General features: G+C 63.4%; 10 protein-coding genes. 4 read left to right on the forward strand and 6 right to left on the reverse strand.

Translation table 11 applies throughout. The annotated features are described in order from the left end of the window. The first annotated feature begins 15 nt into the window (after positions 1-15). Positions 16-1,092 (forward strand): hypothetical protein, encoded by a 1,077-nt coding sequence (locus VKI00_RS11390; RefSeq protein WP_324437562.1) that lies wholly within the window; start codon positions 16-18, stop codon positions 1,090-1,092. Between the two features lie 18 nt (positions 1,093-1,110). Then, positions 1,111-1,896, forward strand: a complete 786-nt coding sequence (locus VKI00_RS11395) for an SDR family oxidoreductase (RefSeq protein ID WP_324437563.1) — start codon at positions 1,111-1,113, stop codon at positions 1,894-1,896. An 8-nt stretch (positions 1,897-1,904) separates the two neighbouring features. On the opposite strand, the gene VKI00_RS11400 is transcribed toward VKI00_RS11395, so the two are convergent. Together VKI00_RS11400 and VKI00_RS11405 are read right to left on the reverse strand one after the other, a co-directional pair. Further along, on the reverse strand, positions 1,905-2,195 hold the full coding sequence (locus tag VKI00_RS11400; protein WP_324437564.1) for a ferredoxin: 291 nt from the start codon (positions 2,193-2,195) through the stop codon (positions 1,905-1,907). Then, positions 2,195-3,337, reverse strand: a complete 1,143-nt coding sequence (locus VKI00_RS11405; protein ID WP_324437565.1) for a Rieske 2Fe-2S domain-containing protein — start codon at positions 3,335-3,337, stop codon at positions 2,195-2,197. Before VKI00_RS11405 ends, VKI00_RS11400 begins: the two co-directional genes overlap by 1 nt. A 101-nt stretch (positions 3,338-3,438) precedes the next feature. On the opposite strand from VKI00_RS11405, the gene VKI00_RS11410 reads away from it, so the two are divergent. Next, entirely contained in the window at positions 3,439-5,142 is a 1,704-nt protein-coding gene (locus VKI00_RS11410; RefSeq protein ID WP_324437566.1) for a 3-ketosteroid-delta-1-dehydrogenase, read from the forward strand. Here the strand turns inward: VKI00_RS11410 and VKI00_RS11415 are convergent, their stop codons facing one another. Then, positions 5,143-5,817, reverse strand: coding sequence for a PadR family transcriptional regulator (locus VKI00_RS11415; RefSeq protein ID WP_324437567.1), 675 nt, complete (start codon positions 5,815-5,817; stop codon positions 5,143-5,145). It abuts the gene before it with no gap. Between the two features lie 118 nt (positions 5,818-5,935). Between VKI00_RS11415 and VKI00_RS11420 the strand changes: the two genes are divergently transcribed. After that, on the forward strand, positions 5,936-6,526 hold the full coding sequence (locus tag VKI00_RS11420) for a PaaI family thioesterase (protein ID WP_324437572.1): 591 nt from the start codon (positions 5,936-5,938) through the stop codon (positions 6,524-6,526). Here VKI00_RS11420 and VKI00_RS11425 read toward each other — a convergent pair. The 3 genes from VKI00_RS11425 to VKI00_RS11435 form a co-directional block, all read right to left on the reverse strand. Beyond that, the gene (locus VKI00_RS11425) at positions 6,523-7,797 is read right to left on the reverse strand and encodes an amidohydrolase family protein (RefSeq protein WP_324437568.1); all 1,275 of its coding nucleotides are present in this window, start codon (positions 7,795-7,797) and stop codon (positions 6,523-6,525) included. The two genes, VKI00_RS11420 and VKI00_RS11425, sit on opposite strands and share 4 nt — an antisense overlap. Before the next feature lie 109 nt (positions 7,798-7,906). Continuing rightward, on the reverse strand, positions 7,907-8,740 hold the full coding sequence (locus tag VKI00_RS11430; RefSeq protein WP_324437569.1) for an SDR family oxidoreductase: 834 nt from the start codon (positions 8,738-8,740) through the stop codon (positions 7,907-7,909). 67 nt (positions 8,741-8,807) lie between these two features. Continuing rightward, positions 8,808-9,689: an enoyl-CoA hydratase gene (locus VKI00_RS11435; protein ID WP_324437573.1), complete on the reverse strand. Its 882-nt coding sequence runs from the start codon at positions 9,687-9,689 to the stop codon at positions 8,808-8,810. Positions 9,690-9,724: the final 35 nt, after the last annotated feature.

Here is a 9,724-nt window from a genome sequence, read left to right on the forward strand (position 1 = left end):
AGAAGGAGACAGCTGATGCTCACCGACGAGCGGCGGATGGAGCTTTCCGAAGTATTGCGGCCGGCCGCACCGCCTCGCGAGATCGACAGCGTCTACACCGATGACCAACGCGAGCGTCTGCTTGACGTCGTGCATACCGAGGGCCCGTGGAAGCTCATCATCGCCCAACACTTTGCGTCGGCGGACGAACTGATCGCGACCATGAGCGGCGTCTTCCCCGACGGGTTTACCCCGTCGCTGGACCTGTTCCTCACCCCGACCTTCCGCGGCTACCTCGCCAACGGCGGCGCGGTGCTCTACCCGCAACTGCATGACTGCTTTTACAATGCGGGATTTCTAGAGATGGCCAAAAGCTACTGGAATGCCGAATACGCCAAGCCGCAGCTGATGTTGTTCAACATCAACGGACCGTGCGCCAATCGCGATCCGGGACACCTGGATTCGCCGAGCTTCCGCGGCGTACGGCACGAGAACGCGCCCACCTGGCTCACCAGCGTGATGGGCAAGTCTGGCCTCTTCCAGGACTACCTGATCAAGATGGCGCAGGTGATCACCTGGTTCTCGCTGGATAGCGGCAGCGGATTCACCTATTGGCCCGACGGGCCGTTGCATGCGCCCAAGCGCGTCCTGCCGCCGATCAACAACCACGGCGTCGTGGTGCAGAACGAAATGATGGTGCACCGCGGTGAGGCGAACGGGCCACTCGATCAACAGATTCCGGCTGGCTTGGCATTCGACACGGTGTTCACCGGCGATCCCGACGACCGTGACCGCTGGCTGCTGAAGAACGACGACGAGGTCATTGCGCGCCACCACACCGACGAGCTGCGGTTCCTCGTGCACTGGTCGGCCGAGGTGTTCTCAGACTACGACGAACTGAAGAAAAACATGGAAGGCTCCGATGACCTGACCATCGAGCAAGCGATCGACACCATGGTCAAGGACGTCAAGGCGCAGGGCATCAAACTTGCGATGCCCGAAGACCCGCTCCACGACCCTCAGTTCATTCAAACGTTGAACGCGGCCTATGACCTCGGCGGTCCGTCGAGCTATCCGGAAGAGGCACCGATCAGCGCCTTCCAGCTTGCGTGACGTAACGAAAGGCGTCGTATGCTAAGTCGATTCGACGATCACAGAATCATCATCACGGGAGCGGGTTCGGGCATCGGTCAGGCCACGGTGGCTCGGCTGCTCGATGAGGCCGGTACGGTGGTTGGCTACGACGTTTCGTCTGACGGGCTGGCCAAAACTGTCGCGGCGGCAGAAGCCGCCGGCACCGCAAAAAGGCTGACCACCGCGGTACTCGACGTGTCGGCCGAAGACGCAGTGATCACCGCCGTCGGCCGGGCGATCGATGATCTCGGCGGCCTCGACGTGCTCGTCAACGCCGCCGCCATTCAGCGCTGTGCCAACACCCACGAACACAGCCTCGACGATTGGAACCAGACGCTGGCGGTGAATCTGACCGGCACTTTTTTGATGACTCGCGCGGCGCTGCCGGCATTGTCCGAATCAGGACGAGGTGTCGTGGTGAACTTCACCTCGACCGCAGCATCTTTCGCCCATCCTTACATGGCCGCCTACGCCGCCAGCAAGGGCGGAATCCTGTCGTTCACCCATTCGCTGGCGCTCGAATACGCCAGCCAGGGTCTACGCGCGATCAATATCCAGCCTGGCGGGGTTTCTACGGCCTTGGCGCTCAGCACTCTCGACAAGATGCCGGAAGGCTACGATATAGGCTTGTGGGCCAAGCAAACTCCGCTGCTGCACGGCTCTGACGGAGGGGTTCTGGGCGATCCCAGCGCGGTCGCCTCGGTGATCGCCATGGTGGCTTCCAACGACGGCGCCTTCATGACCGGCACCGAAATTCGGGTGGACGGCGGCGCACACGCCTGACCCACGAGCTAGGTTGCCACGTCGACCGTGTCATCGGCCACCGGCAAGTCACCGTGACGGACCGCGTCGACAATCGAGGCGGCCAGCGCAGAACAGCCCAAAAACACACGTCGCCCCGAGTATGCGGCTAAATTCTGGGCGTCACGGCGCTCGAGGCAGCCGGTGGATGCTTCGGCATTCCATTGCACACTGGTCTGGTTCCAGCTGCCCTTTCGCACCAGCACGCAGCCGCCGCAACGACGGCAGGCCACCGACGCCATCGGACAGTCGCACAGCCGGTTGTCGATCCGGATGGTCATCAGCTGGTTCCCGCCACTGCCCCGGTGGCGAGGTTAGCTTCGACCGCCTTCATCCACTCCTCGCGTGGGCTGGTGGTATCGAGTTCATGTTCAAAGCGATCCACCATGTCCGGCGTCACGTCACCGATATCGACATAGAATTGCTGATACCAGCGGCGAAGCTGATAAACAGGACCGTCCTCCTCGCACAGCAGCGGATTGTCGATGCGTGCCTTGGTCTTCCAAATCGCCACGTCCTGTTCGAAGCCCACCTTGACCCAGTCGCCCAGCGCAATTGCGGTCTGCATCGCGGCCGCCTCGGGTAGCTGATCAGACTTCTTGACGATGATGCCGTACTGCAGCACAAACGAATTCGCATCGATTGGATAGTGACAGTTGATCAGCACCGTGTGTTGGTCTGCGTCCTCGAAGTGGTACGTCAGATCGTCGATCATGAATGACGGCCCGAAATACGAGGCGGCCGAAGTCGTGCCGAGCATCCGTGGCTGGCCCTCCGGGTCGGGTATGTCCGGGCGCGCGCCGCTGTTCATATATTGCGTCGCGATGTGGCCTTCGAAGATGTTCTTGAAGTGTGTAGGCATCGACCCGTGCACGTAGAAGAAATGTGCCATGTCCACAACGTTGTCGATGATTTCGCGGCAATTGCTGTTGACCACTGTCGTGTACCAGTGCCAATCGGTCCACTCGTCGCTGGTGGCGCCCTCGATTCGCGGGATGATCACCTCCGCCGACGGTGGGTTGCCTTCCGGGTCGTTCCAGACGAACAACATTCCGTCTTGTTCTAACGTGTTCCACTTCATGGTGCGGGCCAGTTTGGGCACCCGCTTGCTGTAGGGCACACCCTTGCACCGGCCGTCACCGCCCCAGCGCCAATCGTGGAAGGGGCAGGCGATCTCATTGCCCTTCACCTCGCCCTGGGTGAGATCGCCGCCCATGTGGCGGCAGTAGCCGTCCAGTGCGTTGATCTTGCCGTCCCCGCTTCGGAAGACCACCAGCTTCTTGCCGAAAGCATGCACGGCGTGCGGCTTGCCGTCGCCAAAGTCTTTCGTCAGGCCCAAGCAGTGCCAGCCGCGAGCGAATCGGGTTGGGGCCGCTGCGGCTTCGATCTCCCGAATCTCGTCAATGTTCGACTGCAACGTCATGTCGTTTGTTGTACAACCGTTGGCCCGGTTATGGCGGCGACCGTCCCGCTGGCAGGGAGAAAGCAGCCACGGCGCCGCTTCCACGACCTAATGTCGTCTGCGTGACGACTGTTCAACCAGCCACGATCCCTGCCAGCATGCCAGTGCGCGACACTGTGGTCGACCTCCTCGTCGTGGGCTCCGGCACGGGTATGGCAGCAGCGTTGGCCGCCCACGAATGCGGATTGTCGGTGTTGATCGTGGAGAAGTCGTCCTATGTCGGCGGCTCGACCGCCCGCTCGGGCGGTGCCCTATGGTTGCCGGCCAGCCCGATTCTCGAGGAGAAGGGCGCCGGAGACACCATGCAGCGTGCTGAGACGTACCTGCAGTCCGTGGTGGCCGCGACGGCCCCGGCCGAACGGTCCGCCGGTTACCTGCGGAACGTGACTGGAACCGTTGAGCTGCTGCGGCGTACCACGCCGATACGGCTCAGCTGGGCCAAGGACTATTCGGACTACCACCCGGAGGAGCCGGGTGGAACCGCGGCCGGTCGCACGTGCGAGTGCCGGCCGCTGAACTCCGCGATCCTCGGTAACCAGCGAACCCGGCTGCGACCCGGAGTCATGGAGGTGAAGATCCCCATGCCCACCACCACCGCTGACTACCGGTGGATGAACCTGATGGCCCGTATCCCGCGCAAGGGCATACCGACCATCGCCAAGCGCCTTTGCCAAGGAGTGGGCGGGCTGCTGCTCGGCCGCCGCTACATCGCCGGTGGGCAGGCGCTGGCTGCCGGACTATTCGCCGGTGTTCTACGTGCGGGGATCCCCATTTGGACCAACACCGAATTGCAGCGCTTGACCACCGATGGCGGGCGGGTCACCGGCGCAGTGATGAGCCACGACGGGCGCGAGGTCACCGTCGCTGCGCGTAGGGGCGTGGTGTTGGCCGCCGGTGGGTTCGACCACAGCATGGCCATGCGGTGGAAGTTTCAGTCGGAATCCCTCGGCGAGAACATGAGCCTGGGCGCGGAGACCAACACCGGTGACGCGATCCACACCGCTCAAGACATTGGCGCCGCAACCGATCTCATGGACCAAGCGTGGTGGTTTCCGGCGGTAGCGCCGCCTCGGGGCGGGGCGCCGTTGGTGTTGCTGGCGGAACGGTCCCTACCGGGTTCGCTGATCGTCGATCAGCACGGCACCCGGTTCGCCAACGAAGCAATGGATTACATGTCGTTCGGGCAGTGCTTGCTGGAGCGGGAGCACTCGGGGAATCCGATCGAATCCATGTGGATCGTGTTCGACCAGAAGTACCGCAACAGCTACGTCTTTGCCGGCGAACTGTTTCCGCGCATGCCGATTCCACCGGCGTGGTATGAAGCCGGCATTGCCCATCGGTCGGATGAGCTCGCTGAACTCGCCGACAAGATCGGTGTTCCCGAAGCAAAGTTCAGGGCTACCGTGACGCGATTCAATGAGATGTCACGAGCCGGAATTGATGTGGATTTCCACCGCGGCCGCAGCGCCTACGACCGCTACTACGGCGATCCCACCATCACCCCGAACCCCAATCTGCGCCCGCTCGATAGGAAGCCTTTTTATGCGGTGAAGATGGTACTCAGCGACCTCGGCACCTGCGGCGGACTGCGAGCCGACGACCGCGCTCGGGTACTGCGCGAAGACGGCAGTGTCATCGAGGGTTTATACGCGATCGGGAATACCGCGGCCAACGCGTTCGGGACCACATATCCCGGTGCGGGCGCGACCATCGCCCAGGGGCTGGTGTACGGCTATATTGCGGCCCGTGACGCCGCAGGGCGCTGATCAGTCAGGTTCGTCGGCGGCGGCCTTCTTTTCGATTTCGTACCAGAATTCCGGTGTGGGCCAAGGGATCTTGGTAGGTCCACCTTTTCCCGGCTGAGGGAATGCGGCTTCCGCCTCGTCAAGCTCCTTGATCATCTTTAGGGCAAGCTCCCGCTCGTTGGCGTAATAGCGCTCCGCCCACTGCAACGCGACGCGGGCGTATGCCCAGGACGGATCGGCGCTGGCCCACCGCGCATCCTTCGCCGCCTTGCGGTGCATCTCATCGGCATACGCAAAGTGTTCCTGCAGCAGCTCCTTCAGCCTCTCCGGTCTGGTGAGATGTCCGAGGGTCACCCGCAGCAGTGGGCCATGCTTGAGCGTTGGCGGGTCGACCGGCGCCTCGTTCGCCCACTGGGTCACCGCGTCCAGCCCCTCGTCGGTGATCTTGTACAACCTGCGATTGCGCGTGCCGCCGGTGTTCTCGACGCGCGAAGTCACCAAGCCGAGCTTCTCCAGCTTCTTCAGCTCGGAATAGATGTGGCTGTAGGCCGGGCTGTCGTAGAAGAACCGCATGCTCCAGTCGATCCACTTGCGGATGTCATAACCCGAAAGCTCGTGCTCGTATGACAGCATGCCGAGCAGCGCCCAGCTGGTCGCCGCCAGATTCGGCTTGCCTGACCGATTGCTGCCTTCCATTTGCCCAGGTTAACAACCCGGGCCGCCGGCCCTTCGCCAACTGACCACTGGCTGGGAGGCGCTATTGCCGGGCGAGCGCGCCACGACGGACGCTTTGGCCGTGACAACTAGCGGGCAGATGGCGAAGCTCGAGTCGGTATATCGGCCATTGGCCGATTCGGTGCGCCGTCTTATCGATGCCACAATCAGATCGCAAGTCGATGCGGCGACTCTGGTCGCCGCGAAAGAGAAGATCGATTGCGCCACTGAGGAATTGAGTGCGACGCTGATGCCGGTTTCGTTCGGTGTGCGACAGACCGACGATGGTCAATCGATGGCCTGGGGCAACGTTGTGATCGGTCTGCGCAACCCAGTCGCCCCGCCGCTCGCGATCAACCACGAAGCTAGTGGACTGGTATGGACCGAGTTCACTCTTGGCGCCGCCTACGAAGGTCCGCCCGGACACGTGCATGGCGGAGTGTGCGCGATGATCCTCGACCATGTCCTGGGCGCAACCGCGCACAAGCCGGGAAGACCCGCGGTTACCGGCACTCTCAGCGTCCGCTATCTGCGCGGCACGCCGCTCGGCCCGCTGCACGCAGAAGCACACGTCGACCGCGTGGAGGGCGTCAAGACGTTCGCTAGCGGCCATATTGCCGACGCACAGGGCATCACCGTGCAGGCTGAAGGCGTGTTCGTCCACCCGCGCAATCGCGGCACGAATAGCTAGTTGCGAGCTGGAGCAAGGCGTTTCAGCGCTAGCCCGCCTTCAAACGGCCGGTACCCAAATGCGGCCGGTGCCCGATAGCCGGTGTCCTCAAGCGGCGTGTGCACCTCGGCAACCGTCGGCCCGATCTTCGCGGCGACCGGCGCAAGTGCATCGAGGTCGAAGCGATATAGGCGACCGGCGTTACCGCCCAGAATCTTTCGGCAAGCGTCTTCTGATCTGTTGTGCAGGGCCCAGCGGATGGCCAGCTTAGAGTGTGGCGTGAAGCCTTCCTCGTGCGGATAGTCGCTGCCCCACATGATGTGCTCCGGGCCCATGAAGTCGATCATTCCCGAGTCGAACGGCGCCAATTCGCTGGCCAGATAGCAGTTTCGCTGGACGTATTCGCTCGGCGTCATAGTCAGCTCGTCGACGGATGACCCGCCGAACATCCCGTAGGTGCGGTTGCCGGCCTCGGACTTCATGGTGGGCACCATGGCGTCGAGCATGCCGAGTTGCCCCGGCACCCACAGCGTGCCCTGCTCGGTCGGCGCGAACCGCAGCGTCGGGTACCGCTCGAACACCCCGGCCAGGATCAAGTGTCCCAGCGTGCGGTTGGCCCATAGGGCCATCTCGGTGATCAGTACCGCGTTGGACGCCGGCTGGTCCATCGGCATCTCGGGACTGCCGGCACCCGCGTGCTGTACGACGGTCAGGTCCAGATCCGCGCAAAGCGCCCAAAGCGGTTCGTAGCGGGTGTGGAAGAGCGGTGCGACCTGGGGATCACCCGGCGAGACCGGCGGGACGAGCACCCCGCCGAAACAGTTCTGCTCGGCACCCCAGCGGATCTCATCCATGGCCAGCTCGACGTCGTTGGGAAAAACCTGAATCAACCCGCGGCGACGGTCCGGCGCCAGCGAACAGAAGTCGATCTGCCAGCGGTTGTGGGCCTGCACCCCCGCCCAACGCTTCTCGAACTCGTCGCGTGTCCGCGGCAGGCTGATGGTGATGTTCGGGGTGGTCGGGAAGAACGGCGGGACGGTGTTGGGCAGCAACACCTCGGCGGCCACCCCGTCGGCGTCCATCTCGGCGATCCGGAGATCGCTATCCCAGTTTCGGTTGGCGGTAGCGATGATCAGGTCGTCGAACGGGCTGACGTAGGTCTTTGCCCATGCGTCGAACTCGTCGTGTAGGCCCGCCGGCAAATATTGCTTGTAGTCGCCGATATCGGCCCCGGCGTGGGTATCCGTCGAGATGACGACATACCGATCGATCGTGTCCCAAGTTGTAGGCATCGCGTCCTCCGACGTTGTCGCTATAAGAGGCTAGCCTTCCGAATAGCCCGACGACCGCAAGATCACCATCTCATTGAGCGGACCATCGGTTGGATCTCCGGACCTTGCCTCAGACCACTCCTCTTAGCCCGTCGGCGCCGAACACCGGTTCCAGCATCGCGCTGAAGTCCGGGCCGCGTCGCAGCATGAGCCCACCGTCGACGTTGATGACCTGCCCTGTCACGTAGCTGGCAGCATCGCTGAGCAGAAACATCGCCACGTTCGCGATGTCTTCGACCTCGCCGGGCCGAGGTAGCGGGGTGATCACGCGGTAATCCTCGCTCAGCTCCGGCGAATCAAATATGGGAGCAACCATCTCCGTGCGGATCAGGCCCGGGCGGATGCTGTTGACCCGCACCCACGACGCTCCGAGTTCGTCGGCGGCCAACTGCATCAGGTGGTCCAGCGCCGACTTGCCGACGCCGTAGGCGCCGAACCAGCGGTGGGTGTTGCTGGCCGCGATCGACGAAATGCCGACGAACGAACCGCCGCCACCGCGCACCATCTCGCGGGCGGCGTGCTTGAGCACGTACATGGTGCCGTTGACATTGAGGTCGATGGTCCGTCGCCACAACTCCGAGTCGATCTGGGTGATCGGCCCGATGGTCTGCGATCCGCCGGCGCAATGGACCACGCCGTGCAGCCGGCCGTGCCAGGCCGTCACGGCATCCACCGCGCGGGTGGTCTCCTCTTCGCTGGTGATATCGGCGGGCTCGTAGCGAATCGAGCCGCTGCTGGCCTCGAGCGATTCGATCTCTTTGACGGCCTCCGCGAGCCGGTCGGGGTTGCGCCCGACGATCATGACCGCGGCCCCGGCGGCTACCAGCCCGGCGGCCACCCCCTTGCCGATTCCACTGCCACCGCCGGTGACCAGGTAGGTCCGGTTTGTGAACGAAAGCTGCACGCCAGCCCCTCACGCCAAAACTGAAACAGGTTCTAGCTATCGAACCATGCGCCCGTCGGTGGGGGCGCTACGGAGTATCGCGGCGGGCCACTTTCGACGGCTTTGCGTTGCGCCAGTCCTCGACATCGGGCGGCAATCCGATCGGGTACCTGTTCTCGTTGTGCGCCGCCCAGTGCGCATGCCCCAGCTCGTGGATGTGGAATGCGTGCCGCAACGCCTCGGTGAAACCCATCGCGTCCGACGCCGCGTTCACCGAATCCTTGATCAGCAGCGCGGCCATCGTGGGCCGCTCGGCAATACGCCGCGCGAACTCCACCGTCTTGTCCTCGAGTTCGTCGAGCGGAAACACCTTGGACACCATGCCGAGCCGGTAAGCCTCGTCGGCGTTCAGCGAATCACCGGTCAGCAACAGCTCTTTGGCTTTGCGCGGGCCGAATTCCCAAGGGTGGGCGTAGTATTCAACACCGGGCATGCCCATGCGGACACCGACCACGTCGCTGAACTTCGCGTTGTCGGCGGCGACGATCAGATCGCAGGCCCAGATCAGCATCAAACCGGCGGAGATCGCATTGCCCTGCACCTGGGCAATGGTGATCTTACGCAAATCGCGCCAACGGCAGGTGTTTTGGAAGAAGTAATGCCATTCCTGAAGGTACGTCTTCTCCGCCACCGCATCGCGGTTGGAGCCGTTGATCCGGAAGCTGGGCAGCTGGTCGGGACCGGGCGCCCGCTCCGCCAATGCCAACTCAGAACCAAGGTCGTGACCCGCCGAGAAGTTTCTGCCGCGCGCGGCCAAGATCACCACGCGGACGTCGTCGTCGGCCTCGGCGCGCAAGAACGCCTCGTCGAGCTGAACCAGCAGGCCGCGGCTCTGCGCGTTGTGCGCGTCCGGCCGGTTGAGCCAGATCCGGGCGATGCGGCCTTCGTCGAGCGTTTCGTAGGTCACCAGCCTGTCTTGCTTCGCGTCAACCGCGTTGGTGCCCA

Source organism: Mycobacterium sp. (assembly GCF_035314665.1).
GTDB lineage: Bacteria > Actinomycetota > Actinomycetes > Mycobacteriales > Mycobacteriaceae > Mycobacterium.